General features: G+C 75.6%; 19 protein-coding genes. 7 read left to right on the top strand and 12 right to left on the bottom strand.

The genetic code is table 11. The features are described 5' to 3' along the window. The 3 genes from ACI79Q_RS10715 to ACI79Q_RS10705 form a co-directional block, all read right to left on the bottom strand. Positions 1–409 (bottom strand): hypothetical protein (locus ACI79Q_RS10715; RefSeq protein ID WP_456614671.1); only part of this gene is annotated, 409 nt, incomplete at its 3' end. A 117-nt stretch (positions 410–526) separates the two neighbouring features. After that, entirely contained in the window at positions 527–766 is a 240-nt protein-coding gene (locus tag ACI79Q_RS10710) for a hypothetical protein (RefSeq protein WP_456590636.1), read from the bottom strand. Between the two features lie 71 nt (positions 767–837). Continuing rightward, on the bottom strand, positions 838–1,095 hold the full coding sequence (locus ACI79Q_RS10705) for a hypothetical protein (RefSeq protein ID WP_456590635.1): 258 nt from the start codon (positions 1,093–1,095) through the stop codon (positions 838–840). 205 nt (positions 1,096–1,300) lie between these two features. On the opposite strand from ACI79Q_RS10705, the gene ACI79Q_RS10700 reads away from it, so the two are divergent. Together ACI79Q_RS10700 and ACI79Q_RS10695 are read left to right on the top strand one after the other, a co-directional pair. Next, a complete protein-coding gene (locus ACI79Q_RS10700) occupies positions 1,301–2,266 on the top strand; it encodes a glucosyl-3-phosphoglycerate synthase (RefSeq protein ID WP_456590634.1) in 966 nt (321 codons plus the stop codon). Between the two features lie 95 nt (positions 2,267–2,361). Further along, positions 2,362–3,198 carry a glycerophosphodiester phosphodiesterase gene (locus ACI79Q_RS10695; protein WP_456590633.1) on the top strand — a complete coding sequence of 279 codons (837 nt, stop codon included), beginning with the start codon at positions 2,362–2,364 and terminating at the stop codon, positions 3,196–3,198. A gap of 161 nt (positions 3,199–3,359) precedes the next feature. Here ACI79Q_RS10695 and ACI79Q_RS10690 read toward each other — a convergent pair whose 3' ends face one another. Both ACI79Q_RS10690 and ACI79Q_RS10685 read right to left on the bottom strand, forming a co-directional pair. Beyond that, positions 3,360–4,025: an HAD family hydrolase gene (locus tag ACI79Q_RS10690; RefSeq protein WP_456590632.1), complete on the bottom strand. Its 666-nt coding sequence runs from the start codon at positions 4,023–4,025 to the stop codon at positions 3,360–3,362. A 118-nt stretch (positions 4,026–4,143) separates the two neighbouring features. Continuing rightward, positions 4,144–5,259 (bottom strand): NDMA-dependent alcohol dehydrogenase, encoded by a 1,116-nt coding sequence (locus ACI79Q_RS10685; RefSeq protein ID WP_456590631.1) that lies wholly within the window; start codon positions 5,257–5,259, stop codon positions 4,144–4,146. A 175-nt stretch (positions 5,260–5,434) separates the two neighbouring features. Between ACI79Q_RS10685 and ACI79Q_RS10680 the strand changes: the two genes are divergently transcribed. Further along, positions 5,435–6,136 (top strand): TetR/AcrR family transcriptional regulator, encoded by a 702-nt coding sequence (locus ACI79Q_RS10680; RefSeq protein ID WP_456613592.1) that lies wholly within the window; start codon positions 5,435–5,437, stop codon positions 6,134–6,136. Positions 6,137–6,151: 15 nt separating this feature from the next. Here ACI79Q_RS10680 and ACI79Q_RS10675 read toward each other — a convergent pair whose 3' ends face one another. The 4 genes from ACI79Q_RS10675 to ACI79Q_RS10660 form a co-directional block, all read right to left on the bottom strand. Then, positions 6,152–6,745, bottom strand: a complete 594-nt coding sequence (locus ACI79Q_RS10675) for a TetR-like C-terminal domain-containing protein (RefSeq protein WP_456613591.1) — start codon at positions 6,743–6,745, stop codon at positions 6,152–6,154. Positions 6,746–6,882: 137 nt separating this feature from the next. Then, entirely contained in the window at positions 6,883–7,215 is a 333-nt protein-coding gene (locus ACI79Q_RS10670; RefSeq protein WP_456590628.1) for a hypothetical protein, read from the bottom strand. Between the two features lie 86 nt (positions 7,216–7,301). Next, positions 7,302–8,192, bottom strand: a complete 891-nt coding sequence (locus tag ACI79Q_RS10665) for a 1,4-dihydroxy-2-naphthoyl-CoA synthase (protein WP_456614670.1) — start codon at positions 8,190–8,192, stop codon at positions 7,302–7,304. A gap of 83 nt (positions 8,193–8,275) precedes the next feature. Further along, positions 8,276–8,752 carry an NUDIX domain-containing protein gene (locus tag ACI79Q_RS10660; protein ID WP_456597308.1) on the bottom strand — a complete coding sequence of 159 codons (477 nt, stop codon included), beginning with the start codon at positions 8,750–8,752 and terminating at the stop codon, positions 8,276–8,278. A gap of 245 nt (positions 8,753–8,997) precedes the next feature. Between ACI79Q_RS10660 and ACI79Q_RS10655 the strand changes: the two genes are divergently transcribed. From ACI79Q_RS10655 to ACI79Q_RS10640, 4 genes are all read left to right on the top strand, one after another. After that, positions 8,998–9,456: a MaoC family dehydratase gene (locus ACI79Q_RS10655; RefSeq protein ID WP_456590625.1), complete on the top strand. Its 459-nt coding sequence runs from the start codon at positions 8,998–9,000 to the stop codon at positions 9,454–9,456. Positions 9,457–9,553: 97 nt separating this feature from the next. Next, positions 9,554–10,126, top strand: coding sequence for an LOG family protein (locus ACI79Q_RS10650; RefSeq protein WP_456600239.1), 573 nt, complete (start codon positions 9,554–9,556; stop codon positions 10,124–10,126). Between the two features lie 50 nt (positions 10,127–10,176). Beyond that, on the top strand, positions 10,177–11,112 hold the full coding sequence (locus tag ACI79Q_RS10645) for an alpha/beta fold hydrolase (protein WP_456590623.1): 936 nt from the start codon (positions 10,177–10,179) through the stop codon (positions 11,110–11,112). Between the two features lie 27 nt (positions 11,113–11,139). Beyond that, positions 11,140–12,273 (top strand): geranylgeranyl reductase family protein, encoded by a 1,134-nt coding sequence (locus ACI79Q_RS10640; RefSeq protein WP_456590622.1) that lies wholly within the window; start codon positions 11,140–11,142, stop codon positions 12,271–12,273. Here the strand turns inward: ACI79Q_RS10640 and ACI79Q_RS10635 are convergent. The 3 genes from ACI79Q_RS10635 to ACI79Q_RS10625 all read right to left on the bottom strand — a co-directional run bounded on the left by ACI79Q_RS10635 (position 12,270) and on the right by ACI79Q_RS10625 (position 16,341). Further along, a complete protein-coding gene (locus ACI79Q_RS10635) occupies positions 12,270–13,310 on the bottom strand; it encodes a GGDEF domain-containing protein (RefSeq protein ID WP_456614669.1) in 1,041 nt (346 codons plus the stop codon). The two genes, ACI79Q_RS10640 and ACI79Q_RS10635, sit on opposite strands and share 4 nt — an antisense overlap. Positions 13,311–13,390: 80 nt before the next feature. After that, positions 13,391–14,674 carry an alkaline phosphatase family protein gene (locus ACI79Q_RS10630; RefSeq protein ID WP_456590620.1) on the bottom strand — a complete coding sequence of 428 codons (1,284 nt, stop codon included), beginning with the start codon at positions 14,672–14,674 and terminating at the stop codon, positions 13,391–13,393. Beyond that, complete coding sequence (locus ACI79Q_RS10625) at positions 14,671–16,341, bottom strand: alkaline phosphatase D family protein (protein ID WP_456614668.1); 1,671 nt, start codon at positions 16,339–16,341, stop codon at positions 14,671–14,673. Before ACI79Q_RS10625 ends, ACI79Q_RS10630 begins: the two co-directional genes overlap by 4 nt. Positions 16,342–16,421 lie beyond the last annotated feature (80 nt).

The following is a 16,421-nucleotide window of genomic DNA, read 5'->3' as shown; positions in this document are numbered from 1 at the left end:
CGCCCCCCGCGCCCGGGGGGGAGGGGGGGGGGGCGCTGGCGGGCGGGAGTCGGGGCGGGCGGCGCCCGGCGCCGCCCCCCCCCCCCCCCCCCCCCCGCGCCACCGAGCGGAAGCCGACCGACGACAGCGGCACGTCCCCGTCGTTGCGCAGGTCGAAGGGCACCTGCACGACGTCGCCGGGCAGCATCGCCCCGCCGGAGAACGGCACGCTCTGCCCGCCGGCCGCGGCATCCAGCCGGATCGACACCACCCCCGCCTGCACCTCGGTGTCCACGCTGTCGCTGCTGCTGAACCCGCCGAGGGTCCCCAGTCCCGCGACCGCGCCCACCGCGGCGAGCACGGCGACCGTGCCCACGACCTTCGCGGTGGTGCTCTGGTGCGCCACGGCGCTGCTCGTCCGGCTGCTCACGTCGCTGCCTCCCCTGCTCGTACCGGGGTGGCGGCTCCATCCCGGCACGAGCCACCCTGCGCGGCCAGCCGCAGGGTCGTGTCCAGCGATCCGCAAGAAAAGCGCAGGACGGCGGCGTCAGCCCCGCGGCGGCGCCTCGGCGGGCCGGCGCGGGCAGGGGGCGGCCGCGAGCACGAGGAGCGCCAGGACGGCGACCGCCCACCCCGCCAGGATGAACAGGTCACCGGCGTGCACGCCGTGGTTGCCGACGATCGTCAGCAGCACCGGTCCCTCGTTGCGGTACTCGCCGGTGACCAGCAGGAAGGCGAACCCGGAGACGACGGCTCCGGCGACGAGGGCGCAGAGCCAGCGGAGCATCGGACCACGGTAACCGCGCCCGGGCTCGGTCCGCCCTTCCCGAGGAACGGCGGCCCCGCGCGGTGACCTCGTCAGGGCCGGGCGGCGCTCCCCGCACCCGGCGGGGCACCGCCCGCGCGGCGGCCGTCGCCCCCCGGCGGGCTCTCCGCCGCCAGGCGCGCGGCCTGCGCCCGGCGCTGGGCGGACCGGCGCAGCAGCACCTGGGCCTGGACCGCGTCGGGGGTGCGCGAGGCCCGGTCAGCGAGGACGTCGGCGGTCTCCAGCAGCAGCGCGACCCGCCGCCGCTCCTCGCCTCCCACGCGCGCTGCGGGCAGCTGACCCGAGGTCATGCCCGCATCGTGCGGGAGGTCCGGCCGGCCCGCGACTCAGCGCCCACCGGGACCGGTTCCCCGACCGGGTGACGCGGCCCCACGAGCCGATTCCTGCGGGCCCGCACCGACCCGATCGCTCACCGCCGGAACGTTCACGTGACGGCCCGGTGAACACCGGGGAGACCGCCTGGTGCCCGCACCGGAGCTGGACGACAGTGGGCGCGTGAGACCTGACGCCCGCGCCTGGTTCGCCGATCGCACCACCGCTGCGCGCTCCCTGGCGCAGGTCGATCCCGCGGCCCTGCTGCAGGCCAAGCGCCGTGGCGGGCACCGGGTCAGCGTCGTCCTCCCCGCCCGCAACGAGGAGGCGACCGTGGGCCGGCTGGTCGCCGACCTGCACGCGCACTGGGTGCGCGGGGTGCCGCTGGTCGACGAGCTGGTCGTCGTGGACTCCGACAGCACGGACGCCACCGCCGACGTCGCCCGGGCCGCCGGCGCCGATGTCGTCGCCACCACCGACGTGCTGCCCGCGATGGGCACCCGCCGGGGCAAGGGCGAGGCGCTGTGGAAGTCGCTGGCCGCCACGACCGGCGACCTGGTCGTCTTCCTCGACGCCGACCTGCTCGGCGACGTCGCCCACTACGTGCCCGGCCTGCTGGGGCCGCTGCTCACCGACCCGCAGGTCAGCTACGTCAAGGGCTGCTACACCCGGCCGCTGTCCGTCGGCGGGGCCGAGCAGCCCGCCGGCGGCGGCCGGGTCACCGAGCTCACCGCCCGCCCGCTGCTCAACGCGCTGTGGCCGGAGCTCGCCGGCTTCGTCCAGCCCCTCGGCGGCGAGTACGCCGGGCGCCGCGCGGCGCTGGAGCAGGTGCCGTTCGTCTCGGCCTACGGCGTGGAGGTGGGCCTGCTCGTCGACCTGCTGGGCCTGGGCGGGCTCTCCTCGCTGGCCCAGGTCGACCTCGGCGAGCGCCGGCACACCTCGCAGAGCGTCGAGGCGCTGGGCGAGATGGCCGGCCAGGTGGTCGCCACCGTGCTGGCCCGGGCGGCGTGCACCCGCCAGCCCAGCGGGCTGCTCACCCAGTTCCGGCACGACGGCGCCGGGTTCGTGCCGCGCAGCAACGCCGTCGCGGTCGACGAGCGCCCGCCGATGATCAGCGTGCCCGAGTACCGCGCGCGCCTCGCCGTCTGACGGCGGCGCCCACCGCTCGCGGAACGCGCGGCGGGCGGGGAGGATCCCCGCGTGCCTCCCGTCCGCGCTGCGCGCCGCTCTGCCCGCCCGCTGCGGTGAGCGGCCCCGAGGTCGTCGCCCACCGCGGGGCCACCGCGGACGCCCCCGAGCACACCCTGGCCGCGTACCGGAACGCCGCGATCGTCGGTGCCGACGCGGTGGAGGTCGACGTCCGGATGACCCGCGACGGCGTGCTCGTCTGCGTCCACGACCGCAGGATCCGGCACACGTCGAACGGCCGCGGCGTCGTCTCCGCCCTGCACCTCGCCGAGCTGGAGCAGTTCCGGTTCGGCGCCCGGCGCGGCCGGCTGGACCGGTGGAGGGACGACACGATCACCGCCGTCACCGACGAGCCCGACATCGAGAACGGCCTGGTGCTGACCCTCGACCGGCTGCTCGAGTACGCCTCCGCCACCCCCGGCTCCGTCCGGCTCGCCATCGAGACCAAGCACCCGACCCGGCACACCAACCGGGTGGAGCAGGAGCTGGTGCGGTCGCTGCGCCGCTACGGCCTCCTGCAGGGCGACCGGCCGGCGCAGTGGGCCGGGCGGCCGGCGTTCCGGGTGATGAGCTTCTCCCAGCTCGCCGTGCGCCGGATCCGCGCGCTCGCACCGGGCGTGCCGACCGTGCAGCTCATCGGCAAGCGCCTGCGCTCGGTGCGCACCGAGCTCCTGGGGGGTGCGATGAGCGCCGTCGGCCCGGGGCTGGCGCTGCTGCGGGCCGACCCTGGGTACGTCGCCCAGGCGCACGCCGCCGGGAAGGAGGTGCACGTGTGGACGGCGAACACGGCCGCCGACATCGACTTCCTCGTGTCGCTCGGCGTCGACGCGATGATCACCGACCACCCGGACGAAGCGCTGCGCCGCCTGGGCCGCTCCTCCACGGCCTCCTGAGCCTCCGCACCGCCGCACCGCCGCACCGCGCCGCAACCCACCACCGCACGCACCGGCACCGTCCCAGCGCCCTCCGGGATCCCTTCCCCGCTCGCTCCGCCTCTGAGTGCACCTGCACTCAGAGGCAGAGCATCCGCGGAGCCCCTCGGGCGGTCCTCCGGTCAGCTCAGGTCGAGGCGATCCAGGGCGGCGGCGAGGTCACCGGGGGTGTCGAAGACGTCGATCGCCCCGGCCTCGCGCAGCTCGTCGTCCCCGAACCCGCCGGAGCGCACGACGAGGGCCGGCATCCCGGCGCGCTTCGCCGCCGCCACGTCGAAGACGGAGTCGCCGACCATCACGCTCGGCGCACCCACGGGTTCGCCCAGCTTCTTCACGGCCACCTCGAGCAGATCGGGGGCGGGCTTGCTCGACTCGACGTCGTCACTGGTGGTCCAGGCCTCGGCCAGGTCGCGCAGGTCGAGCAGGTCCAGCGAGTGGTCGACGTGCTTCGCCTTGCCGGAGCTGGCCAGCACCACGCGGTGCCCCCGCTCACGGAGCGCCTGCACCAGCTCCCGGGCGCCGGGCAGCGGCGCGACCTCGTCGATCAGCCGGTCGAACTCCTCGGTCCAGCGCTCACGGGCCTGGCCGCCGATGCGCTCCTCGACGTCGTCCCCGCCGAGCGCGGCCGGGAGCCGGTCGCCGCCCATGCCGATCAGCCGGTGGATCCGCCAGATCGGGAAGGTCTCCCCCAGCGACCGGAAGGCCCGGTACCAGGCGAGGGCGTGCTGGTAGTTGGTGTCGACGAGCGTGCCGTCGACGTCGAGGACTGCGATACGGGGAGAGCTCACGCCCCCGGGGCTGCCCACCCGGCGCCCGTTCCGAACGCCGGCTCCGTCCAGAGGCTCGCCCCGTCGCAGGGCCCGGCGCGAGCGGAGCGAGTGCTGGGGTGGGCGACGGGGTGTTTCCTCAGTCGGCGTGGACGAGCAGCCCGCGGACCGTCTCGCCGGCGGCCTGGTCGCGGTAGCCCTGGTTCACCTCGTCGAGGGCGTAGCGGCGGGTGATCAGCCGGTCGAGCTCGAGCCGACCCTCCTCGTGCAGCCGCAGCAGCCGGGGGATGTCGGTGAACGGGTTGCACGAGCCGAACATCGAGCCCTGCACGCGGTGCTCGAACACCGTGGTGAGCTGACCGTTGAGCGTCGCCCGGCCCTCCTCCGGCCGGTCGGCGAGGGCGGTGAGCACGAGCGTGCCGCCCTTGCCCAGGCAGGCCGAGGCGGCCTTGTAGACCTCCCCGGTCATCTTCCCCACCGTCACGACGACGACGTCGGCACCGGTGCCCCGGGAGAGCTCGCGCGCCAGCCCCACCGCCTCCCCGGCGTCGGCGACGGTGCGGGTGGCGCCCAGCGACTCGGCGAACTCCCGCTTCATCGCCACCGGGTCGACGCCGATGACGTGCATGGCGCCGGCGTGGACGGCCCCCTGGACGGCGTTGACGCCCACCCCGCCGAGGCCGACCACGACCACGGTGTCGCCCGGCCGCACCCCGCCGGAGTACACCGCCGAACCCCAGCCGGTGGGCACGCTGCAGGCGACGAGGGCCGCGGTCTCCAGCGGCAGCCAGGGGTCGATCCGCACGCAGGAGAACTCGCTGAGCAGCGTGTGCCGGGCGAAGGCACCGATCATGCAGAACCCGCCCAGCGGCTCGCCGTCGAGGCGGTACGGGAAGGTGCCGGTGGGCAGCTGGCCCGTGGCGATGGTGGCGCCCTTGTCGCAGAGGTTGGAGCGGCCGGAGGCGCAGTAGCGGCAGTGCCCGCAGGCGGGCAGGAAGCTCGTGACGACGTGGTCGCCGGGTGCCACCCCGGTCACGCCGGCGCCGACGGCCTGGACGACGCCGGAGCCCTCGTGCCCGCCGACGATGGGGTAGCGGCCGCCGGGGTTGGCGTGCCGCAGGTGCTCGTCGGAGTGGCACAGGCCGGCGTAGGCCATCTCGACCAGCACCTCGCCGGGCCCGGGGTCGAGAACCTCCAGCTCGACGATCTCGTACTCGGCTCCTGCCTCGCGCAGCACCGCAGCTCTCGTCCGCACCGGGCGGCTCCTCCTCGCAGTCGTCGTCCGGTCGCCCCGGGCGGGTCGATCCGCGGCCATCGTGCCTGGTGGCGCCCGGTCCGCCGCGCAGGCCCCCGACCAGAGCACGCCCGGCGACATACCGGGCGGTCGGTCCTGACGGCGGTGGACACGTTCGGTGCCTAAGCTGTGCACCGTGGGTGAACTCAGCGACCGCCGTGCGCGGAAGAAGGCGCAGACCCGGGCCCACGTACGGGCAGTGGCGCACGAGATGTTCGCCGAGCGCGGGTTCGAGGCGGTCACCGTCGCCGACATCGCTCGCGAGGCCGACGTCGCCGTCCAGACGGTGTTCAACCACTTCCCGACGAAGGAGGAGCTCTTCTTCGACGGGCGCATCCCGTGTCCGCACGGCCCGGCCGACGCGGTCCGCAACCGGCCGCCGGGGACCACGCCGCTGGTCGCGCTGGGCGACCACCTGGCGGAGGGCGCCGCGTACTTCGTGGCCCTGCACGTGCGTCCCGAGGAACGCACGTTCACCGACACCGTGCACGAGAGCCCCGCACTGGCCGGCTACGAGCAGCGGATCCTGTTCGAGGCCGAACGGCAGCTGGCAGTCGCGCTGGCCGAGGCGTGGGAGACCGACCCCGAGCCCGGGATGGCCACCTCGCCGGTCCTGTTCTGCCCGCGGATCGCCGCCCCCCTGGCCGCGGCCCTCTGGCTCACCGTGTCCCGGGTGGTCGTCGTGGAGCAGCGGCGGGTCGTCGAGCACGCCGCCGACCACCGCACCGCCGCGACCGAGGTGCGGACGCTGACCGACAGCCTGATGAGCGGGCTGTACGCGCAGCTGGGCCTGGAGCCACCGGCGAACGTCGCCTCGCTGACCCGCCGCGTCGGCTGAGGCGCCGCCGGGAGGTCAGGCGGCGACGGTCTCGTCGACCGGCCGCAGCATCGGCACCAGCACCTCGTCGACGATGCACTCGACCTGCTCGGCCGTCAGCGGCTCGACCATCCGGTAGCGCTGCCACCAGAAGGCCTCGAGCACCGAGGCCAGCAAGCGCAGCCGCTCGAGCCGGAGGGGCTCCCCGCGCTGCTGGGCCCGCTCGCCGACGGTCTGGACGGCGGCCGCCAGCGGGCGCACGAGAGCCTCGTCCAGCCCTGCCCGCAGCTCCTCGTCGTGCCGGGCCGCGCCCACCAAGCTGGCCACCGCGCGCTCCTGCCGGTCCAGCGGCTGCGTCCAGCGGGCGCTGACCAGGCCCAGCAGGTCCGCCCGCAGCGATCCGGAGTCCTCGGGCAGCACCACCAGCTCGAAGCGGCTCACCGCCGCCCGGGCGAGCGCGGCCATGGACGGCCACCGGCGGTAGATGCCCGCCTTGCCGGCCCTGGCCCGGGCGGCGATGCGATCGCTGTTCAGGCGGCCCCATCCCTCGTCGGCCAGGATGTCGACGGCCACGGCGAGCAGCTGTTCCGACAGCTCCGCACTCAGCGGACGGCCCGGCGTACCGCTCACGACGCCGTCCTGTCACGGCTGGTTCTATGCACGCGGCCATCCTGGCTGCCGGACGGGGTCACCACAATGATCTCGGTCCTCTGAGGTACACCTAACTTTCCGCGCGCCCCGGCCGGGCGCCGGGGAGGACCGCCTGGTCAGGCGCCCGCGGCGCTCTCGATGTGCACCCGCAGGTTCGCCCCGTCCTCGGACAGCCAGCCCTGCGCCCGGGCGCCGGCGATCATCTGATCCCACCGCGCGTCCCAGTCCGGGGCGGTGGCCCGGGGCGCCGCGGCAGCCCGCAGCGCCGCCACGTCGAGGGTGGCCGTCTCGGCGTCCTGCAGCCGGCCGAGGCCCGATCGCTCCAGCGCCTCGGCGGCCTCCTCGTCGGTGACCGCGCCCAGGGCCAGGTGCAGCCGGCCCAGGTCCTCGACGTCGACCACCCGCGCCTCGGGTCGCTCGTCGGCGCCCGTCATCACCTCGACGATCATTTCGAACTCCTCATGGATGACAGGTTATGGCCCCGTCCAGGGCACCGCCCTGGACGTGCGAGGGGTGGGGAGGAGGGGTCCTTCCGCTAGACATGCCAGGGGAAGCGGCCGAAGTCGGGGTCCCGCTTCTCGAGGAAGGCGTCGCGGCCCTCGACGGCCTCCTCGGCCATGTAGGCCAGCCGGGTGGTCTCGCCCGCGAACAGCTGCTGCCCGACCAGGCCGTCGTCGATCAGGTTGAACGAGTACTTGAGCATCCGCTGGGCCGTCGGGCTCTTGGCCACGATCTTCTTGCCCCACTCCAGGGCGGTGGCCTCGAGCTCCGCGTGCGGGACGACGCGGTTGACCATGCCCATGGCGTGGGCGTCGGCCGCGGCGTATTCCTCGCCCAGGAAGAAGATCTCGCGGGCGAACTTCTGCCCGACCTGCCGCGCGAGGTAGGCCGAGCCGAAGCCGCCGTCGAAACTGCCGACGTCGGCGTCGGTCTGCTTGAACCGGGCGTGCTCGGCGCTGGCGAGGGTGAGGTCGGCGACGACGTGCAGGCTGTGCCCACCGCCGGCGGCCCAGCCCGGGACGACGCAGACGACGACCTTCGGCATGAAGCGGATCAGCCGCTGGGCCTCCAGGATGTGCAGCCGACCGCTCGAGCGACCCTTGTCGTGCTCGTAGCCGTACTTCCCGCGCACCCGCTGGTCGCCGCCGGAGCAGAACGCCCAGCCGCCGTCCTTCGGACTCGGCCCGTTGCCGGTGAGGAGCACGCACCCCACGTCGGTGGAGAGCCGCGCGTGCTCCAGCGCGGTGATCAGCTCGTCGACGGTCTGCGGCCGGAAGGCGTTGCGCACCTCCGGGCGGTCGAAGGCGATGCGGACGACGCCGGCGTCCACCGCCCGGTGGTAGGTGATGTCGCTGAAGTCGAAGCCCTCGACCGGCGCCCACGCGGAGCTGTCGAAGATCTCGGAGACGTCGTCGCGGGCGCTCATGCGCCGAACCTAACCCGCGGGGCGGGGTGGACCGGCAGCCGCCGGGTCACCCACCCCCGCCGGGAGGGCCGCCCAGGCCCCGGCTACGCGTCGTCGCCGGCGAGCAGCGGCCGCAGCCGGTCCAGCGAGGCGGCCAGCCCCGGGTGCAGGGCCACCGCGGCCAGGCCCGCCAGCGGCACCCACGCCACGCCGTCGCTCTCCCCGTCCAGCCGGAGGTCGACCGCCTCGAACCGGCGCACCGGCCGGGCCAGGACCGTCGTGTACGCCCAGCCCCCGTGGTCGTCCACCGACTGCGCGCCCAGCACGACGTCGCCGGCCGTCAGCCCCAGCTCCTCGGCCACCTCGCGCAGCGCACCATCGGCCGCCGACTCGCCCGCGTGCAGCGCGCCGCCCGGCGTCCCCCAGGTGCCGCCGTGGTGCGACCACCAGGCCCGGTGCTGCAGCAGCAGCTCGACACCGTCGGGACCATCGCGGTGGATCAGCAGGCCGGCCGCGCCGGCCCGCCCCCAGTGACGGTGCCCCTGGCTGCAGGCGGTCCAGCCGTCGGTCGAGGCGAGCACCCGCCCAGTGAACCCGCTCGCGCGGGCGGCCGCCGGGGGCACCCCGCCGGAACTCGTGCCCTGCCCACCCCCGCGGGCAGGGCACGAGCATCCCGGGAGAGGACATCCGCACCCGCCGCACCCGCACGCGCGCCGTCGCGCCGGGCCGGGCAAGGTGTGCGGCGGAACCTCTGCCTCTGAGTGCCCTGGTGATCAGAGGCAGAGTGTCCCCAGGAACACCGCCCACCCCAGGGAAGGACGACCACGTGAGCACCACCACGACCATGGCCGAGTTGAACGGGCTGATCGGCACGGAGCTCGGCACCAGCGACTGGCACGAGGTCACCCAGGAGCACGTCAACCAGTTCGCCGAGGCGACCGGCGACCACCAGTGGATCCACGTCGACGTCGAGCGCGCGAAGAAGGAGAGCCCGTTCGGTGGCCCGATCGCCCACGGGTACCTGACGCTGTCCCTGCTGGCCCCGCTCTCCTCGCAGGTCCTCGTCGTCACCGACACGGTGATGGGTGTCAACTACGGCCTGAACAAGGTGCGCTTCCCCTCCCCCGTCCCGGTGGGCTCCCGGGTGCGGCTCACCGCGACCCTGAAGTCGGTCGAGGAGGTGGCCGGCGGCCTGCAGCTGACGCTGGCCGCGGTCATCGAGCGGGAGGGCGGCGACAAGCCCGTCTGCATCGCCGAGCCCGTCTACCGCTACTACGGCGGCTGAGGAAGGACCCCGTCCTCCCCACCGCTCGCAGACTCGCGGCGGTGCCCGGGACGGGGTCGACGGCAGCTCGCGCCGGCACCCGGCATAGCCTCGTCCGGTGCGGATCGCCGTCTTCACCGGGTCCCACGCGGGGCCACCGGCCCACGCGGAGGCCGTCGCGTCCTTCGCCACCGGGCTGGCCGAGGCCGGCGTCGGGATCGTCTACGGCGGGGGGCGCGTCGGGATGATGGGCGTCGTCGCCGACGCCGCGCTCGCCGCCGGCGGTGAGGTCGTCGGCGTGATTCCGCAGCACCTCGTCGACGACGAGCTGGCCCACCCCGGCCTCCCGCGGCTCGAGGTGGTCTCCTCCATGCACGAGCGCAAGGCGCGCATGGCCGACCTGTCCGACGCGTTCGTCGCGCTCCCCGGCGCCGCCGGCACGCTGGAGGAGCTGTTCGAGGCCTGGACGTGGGGCATGCTCGGGCTGCACGCCAAGCCGGCGGCGCTGCTGGACGTCGACGGGTTCTGGCAGCCGCTGCTGGCCCAGCTCCGCCGCATGGTGGACGACGGCTACCTCGACGGCCCCCGGCTCGACGCGCTGGGCGTGGTCCGCGACGCCGCCGGGCTGCTGCGGTTCGTCGAGGGCTACGAGCACCCGCCGCGGAAGTGGACGGCACCCGCACCGGCCTGACCAGCGCCGTCGTGACTGCAGAGCAACAAGAACCGTGGTGCACTGGGGCCGTGGCAACCGGTCAGGTCCGAGAGTCGCGGATCGTCCACGGGCACAAGCGGGCCTTTCTCCGCGCGGGGGACGGCCCGCCGCTGCTGCTGCTGCACGGCATCGGGAACAACTGCCAGACGTGGGCCGGGGTGATCGACCGCCTCGCCGAGTCGCACACCGTCATCGCCCCCGACCTGCTGGGGCACGGCGACTCGGACAAGCCGCGCGGCGACTACTCGATCGCGGGCTACGCCAACGGCGTGCGCGACCTGCTCGCGGTGCTCGACGTCGAACGGGCCACCGTCGTGGGGCACTCGCTGGGCGGCGGCATCGCCCTGCAGTTCGCCTACCAGTTCCCCGAGCGCTGCGAACGGCTGGCGCTCGTGGGCAGCGGCGGGCTGGGCTCGGAGCTCTCCGCGGGGCTGCGGGCGGCCACCCTGCCCGGGGCCGAGCTCGTGGTCACCGCGCTGGCCGGGATCTCCGGCCCGCTGCGCATCGGGCTGCGGGCCGTCGACCAGCTCGGGGCGCTCGCCGGCTGGCGGCGGGTGCGCGACCTCGCCGAGGCCGGCGACGCGCTGCTGGCCCTGCAGGACGCCGAGGCGCGGCGGGCGTTCCTGCGCACGCTGCGCGGGGCGGTCGACGTGCGGGGGCAGGCGGTGACCGCGCTGGACCGGCTGTACCTCGCCGACTCCGTGCCGATGCTGGTCATCTGGGGCGGTCGCGACCCGATCGTGCCGGCGCAGCACGCCGAGCCGGTCCGGGCCGCGGTCCCGTCGGCGCGGATCGAGGTGTTCGAGGACGCGGGCCACTGGCCGCACCTCGACGAGCCCGACCGCTTCTGCGACGTGCTGCTGGACTTCGTCGCCACGACCGAACCGGCGCACCACGACCTGGACAGCTGGCGGCGGCTGCTCTCCCAGAACTGGGACGGCGTCCCGCGGTCGGTCGCGCGGTGAGCCCCTCCACTGCCTAGCGTCGGACGGGTGGAGCACTGGGACGTCGTCGTCGTCGGTGGTGGGCCGGCCGGTGCCGCCGCCGCCCTGGCCGCCCGTCGGGCCCGGCCCTCGGCGCGGGTGCTGGTGCTCGACCGCGCCGAGTTCCCCCGGGACAAGGTGTGCGGCGACGGCATCGCCGCCGAGGCGTTCGACGTCCTCGCCGGCCTCGGCCTGCGCCCGGCCGCCCTCACCGCCGGCTTCCCGCCGGTGCCGCGGCTGCGGCTGCGGTCGCCCGGGGGGACGACGGTCGAGCGGGCCACCGCCCGGCCCTCCCACGTCATCCCCAGGGCGGTGCTCGACGCGCGGCTGATCGCGGCCGCCCGCGACGCCGGGGCGGTGCTGCGCCGGCACGTGGTCCGGCGGATCGCGGTGCACGCCGACGCGGTCGAGGTGGACGGGTCCGTCACCGCCGGGGTGCTGATCGGCGCCGACGGCGCGGAGTCGGTGGTGCGCCGGGCGCTGGGCACCCGGCGCAACCGGCCCGACCAGCTCGCCGTCGCCCTCCGCGGCTACGCCCCCGAGCCCCCCGGGCAGCGCGGCGTCCAGGTCATCACGACCACCGACCAGCGCTGGCCGGCCTACGCGTGGTCCTTCCCGCTGGGCGACGGACGGGCCAACGTCGGGTACGGGGAGCTGGTGTCCGGCGGCGCCACCCGGGTCGAGCTCGTCGCCGGCATGCACCGGCTGCTGCCGGGAGCCGAGCCCGAGCAGCTCCGCGCCCACCGGCTGCCGCTGAGCACCGGCCGGCCCCGCCAGCCCGATGGGCGGGTGCTCCTGGCCGGTGACGCCGCCGCGTTGATCAACCCGCTGACCGGTGAGGGCATCTTCTACGCCGTGCTCTCCGGCGCCCTCGCCGGGCAGGCCGCCACCCGGGGGGCGGACGCGGGCGCAGCCTACCGGCGCGCGCTCGCCGACCGGCTCGGCCGCCACCTCCGGCACTCGTCGGTGGCCTCCCGGCTGAGCCGCTGGCCGGCGCTGATGGACTCGGTGTTCCGGGCCGCCGCCGGCTCCCAGGGCGTGTTCGACGACGTGGTCGACCTCGGCCTAGCCGACGGCCGGCTCAGCCTGCGGGCGCTCGCGGGCGCCGCCCGCTCCCTGCGCCTCCCCTCGCCGGCCGGTTAGGCCGCCGCGACCTCCACCCGGCCCCGCCCGGCGCGCTTGGCGGTGTACAGGGCGACGTCCGCGGCGGCGTAGAGCTCACGCAGATCGGTGGCCGCGCCGGCGAGGTGCGACACCCCGACGCTCACCGACATGCCCAGGCTGCTCCCGTCGGAGAGCACCAGGGGCGCCCCGCACACGGCGTCCAGCAGCTGCTCGGCGCGGCGCACCGCGGTGGCCCGCGAGCAGTCGCGCAGCAGCACGGCGACCTCGTCCCCGCCGAGCCGGCTGACCAGCGCGTCGGCGGCGCGGATCTGCTGCTTGATCACGGTGGACAGGTGCACCAGGGCGTCGTCGCCGGCCAGGTGGCCGTGCACGTCGTTGATCATCTTGAACCGGTCGACGTCCATGAGCAGCAGCGCGGTGCCCTGGGACGACGCCGCGCCGGCGCCCCCGGTTTCCAGCGCCTCGTCGAGCACCCGCCGCGTGACCATCCCGGTCAGCGCGTCGACGTCCGCCTGCTCCTGGAGCGCCGCCACCAGGCGCTCCTGCTTGTCGGTGGAGCGGATGAGCAGACCGCCGATCACACCCAGCATGGCGCCGAAGAACGCGAAGTCGGTGAGGGCACCGCTGAAGGGCGCGGCGTCGAACAGCATGACCCCGCCGGCCGCCACCGCGACGACCGTGGCGACCACCGCGCCCGCCGTCCGCAGGTGGAAGCCCGCGTAGAGCACGACGAACGCCAGGAACGCCTGCGCGCGGGTCGACGTCCCCCCGTTCACGACGGCCAGGACGCACAGCACCGCCACCCCGCCGACGGCCAGGACGACGAACGCGCCGGCGCGGTCCAGGCGCTCCGCGGGCACGACGTGGAAGAGGGCCGCCACCCCGGCCAGCCCGATCACGCAGGCCCAGACCACCGCCGGGCTCGCGTCGCCGTCCGTGGCGGGCCCCAACAGTCCGACCAGCGCCAGCATCCCGGCGCAGATGGCCAGGACGACGACGGCCGTGCGCGCGGCAGCGGCGGGCTCGCGTGCTCGCAGCGACGGCGGGAAGGTCACCTCCCCCGCATCGGCACGGCGACCCCGGCAGCGGAGCGCCGCGTCCCCCCGAGAGGTGGGCAACCCCCCGCTGCGATCGGCTACCGCCGCCCGGACAGCCGGGTGAACGCCTCCGTGCGCGCTGCGCCGTCGTACCCGCCCCGCGGTGCACCCAGGCCGAACAGCGCGCCGACGGTCGGCGCGACGTCCACCGTGCGCGCGGGCGCCCCGCTGACCGCGCCCGCCCGCACCAGGGGGTGCCCGCCCGCCACCAGGAACGGGATCGGTTCGGTGGCCGGGTGCCCGTGGTTGCCGGGGATGGGGTTGGACAGCGGCGTCGGGTCGGTGAAGCGCCAGCCGGCCCGGCAATAGGCGACCAGGTCGCCGGCCTCCCGCCCCAGCCGCAGCTCCGCCGGCCGGTGCACCGACAGCACGCCGGGGTGTGCGGCGACCAGCCGCCGCACCTCCGCCAGCCCAGCGGCCCGCTGCGCGGCCGGGCCGGTCCAGTAGAGGAGGTCCGCGCCTCCGTTCTGGGCGATCTGCACCGACTGCCGCAGGTCCGGGCGCGGCCGCAGGACGGCGTCCACCGAGACGAGGTTCGTCGGCACCGACCAGTCCATCGAGTGGTCGGCGAGCACCACCAGCACGCTGCCGGCCCACCGGCCGGTGCGTTGCAGGTGCGCGACGAAGCGGCCCACCTGCAGGTCGGTGCTGCCCAGCGCGAGAGCGCGCGCCACCCGCAGGGTGCTGCCGGTCAGATCGCTGTGGCCGACCCGGTCGATGTCGCCGAGGTTGACGAAGACAAGGTCGGGGTCGGCCTCGTCGACCATCGCGATCAGCGCGTCGGTGGTCGCGGCGTCCGGCGCGTGCCCGGTGACGGGGATGACCGGGAACGGCTCCCAGCGGTAGGTGGCCCGCTCACCGAAGATCCCGTACAGGTACTCCTTCGACAGCACGGTGCCCGTGGTGCGGCCGGTGGCGTTCACCCGCTCCAGCAGCGTGGGGAAGCGGAGGTCCGAGGGGCGGTCCAGGTCGCGGACGGCGCCCTCGGCCCGGTCGTACACGGAGTTGGCCGGCACCCCGGACCGGTCGGGCCGGACGCCGGTCATCATCATCACGTGGTTGGGGATGGTCTCCATCACCGGCAGCGAGCGCGCCGACGGGAACCAGGTGCCCCCCGTCTTCAGCCGGTGCAGGTTCGGCGTGAGCAGCGGGGTGATCTCCTCCGGTCGCGTCCCGTCGACGACCAGCACGTAGACCCGCAGCCGGTCGGCCGCCCGGGCCCGCGGCGCCCCGAGCGCCGTCGACAGGACGACGGCCGCGCCGCCCGCGGCGGTGACCCGGAGGAACTGCCGGCGGTCCATCCCCTGCGCCGGGCCGCTCACGCCAGCCGCCGGGGCGCACGCTCGACGCGGCCGGTGCCGGCCGGCGTCCGCCAGGACGTCGACCAGACCGCGGCCGACGCCGGATCGGTGCGGTCGGTGAGGACGTACCAGTCCATCTGGACCGCCTCCGGGGTGACGTCGAGGACCGAGAAGCCGTGCGAGTCGAAGTCCAGGTGCTTCACGTGCGGATTGGCCAACCGGATCGCGGTCTCCACCGCCAGGGACGTCGTCCGGGGCGGGGTGCCGAGGATGTCGTCGAGGTTGTCGCTGGTCACCGAGGTGCACACGAGCTCCACGCCGAGGCTGTCGCGCGTCAGCGGGTAGGTGGCGTCGTCCGCCGGCAGCTCGGCCGCCCAGCCGGAGTGGATGTCACCGGTGAGGAAGACGGTGCCGCGCAGCGCGCGGTCGCGCAGGTGCGCCCGCACCCGGTCCCGCTCGGCGGGGTAGCCGTCCCACTGGTCGACGTTGTAGGGCAGGCCGGTCACCCGCGGGAGGTCCACGCCGACCAGGCCGGCGATCGCCTGGGTCGCCCGCAGGTCCAGCCCGTTCGGGAACCGCACCGGCGCGATCATCACCGGGTTGCCCACCAGCTTCCACTGCACCGCGTCGTCGGCCAGCCCGTCGAGCAGGAACTCCAGCTGCTCCGGCCCGGTCAGCGTGCGGCCGGGGTCCCCGAGGGCGGGGTCGAGCGGTGAGGCGGCCTGCTGGTCGCGGTAGGTGCGCAGGTCGAGCATCGACAGGCTGGCCAGCCGGCCGAAGCGCAGCCGCCGGTAGAGCCGGCCGCCCGGCGTGTAGCGCACCGGCATCCACTCGGTGTAGGCCTGCTGGGCGGCCCCGCGGCGAGCCGGCCAGGCGCCCTCGGCGCCCTCCGTGTGGTTCTCCGCGCCGCCGGACCACGCGTCGTTGGCGCTCTCGTGGTCGTCCCAGGTGACCACCCACGGCGCGGCGGCGTGCAGGGCCTGCAGGTCGGGGTCGGCCTTGTACTGGGCGTGCCGGCGCCGGTAGTCGGCGAGGGTGACGATCTCGTGCGGCGGGTCGTGCGGCCGGACGACGACGTCACGCGCCTGGTACTCCCCCGGCGCGTACTCGTACAGGTAGTCACCCAGGTGCACCACGAGGTCGAGGTCCCCGCGCGCGGCCAGGTGCCGGTAGGCGGTGAACCAGCCGGCCTGCAGGTTGGCGCAGGAGACCACCGCCATGCGCAGCCGCGGCACGGCGGCACCGGTGGCGGGCGCCGTGCGGGTGCGGCCCACCGGGGAGGTCGCCCCCCGGCAGCTGAAGCGGTACCAGTAGCCGGTGCCCGGCCGCAGCCCGGCGGCGTCCACCTTCACCGTGTGGTCGGTCGCCGGGCCGGTGCGGACCCGGCCCCGGCGGACGACGCGGCGGAAACCGGGGTCGGTGGCCACCTCCCAGCCGACCTCGACGACGGGGCCGGCACCGGAGCCCGGCGTCGACCGGGCGTCGGGCGTCACGCGGGTCCAGAGGACCACGGCGTCGGGCAGCGGATCGCCGGAGGCGACCCCGTGCGCGAACGGCCCGGGGATGCGGGCGGGGGACGGCGCGGCGGCAGCGGGCCCTGCGGACACCGCGCCTGCGACCCCGGCGCCGGTGACGGCGGCCAGCTGCAGGGCGGTGCGGCGGGAGAACGGCGGCGTGCGGGTGATCACGGCCCGTCCATTGAGCGGCCCGGCCCGCGGTTACGGCCCGGACGCAGCGTTCACCGAGCGTTCGCCACCGGTTCCGCGTC

This window comes from Blastococcus sp. SYSU DS0828, assembly GCF_054050975.1.
This window is presented reverse-complemented; position numbering and strand designations above follow the sequence as displayed.

Bases quoted from the DNA above. Each gene is read 5' to 3' on its own strand.
- ACI79Q_RS10710 (WP_456590636.1), bottom strand. From the start codon at position 766: ATGCTCCGCTGGCTCTGCGCCCTCGTCGCCGGAGCCGTCGTCTCCGGG.
- ACI79Q_RS10705 (WP_456590635.1), bottom strand. From the start codon at position 1,095: ATGACCTCGGGTCAGCTGCCCGCAGCGCGCGTGGGAGGCGAGGAGCGG.
- ACI79Q_RS10670 (WP_456590628.1), bottom strand. From the start codon at position 7,215: ATGATCGTCGAGGTGATGACGGGCGCCGACGAGCGACCCGAGGCGCGG.
- ACI79Q_RS10665 (WP_456614670.1), bottom strand. From the start codon at position 8,192: ATGAGCGCCCGCGACGACGTCTCCGAGATCTTCGACAGCTCCGCGTGG.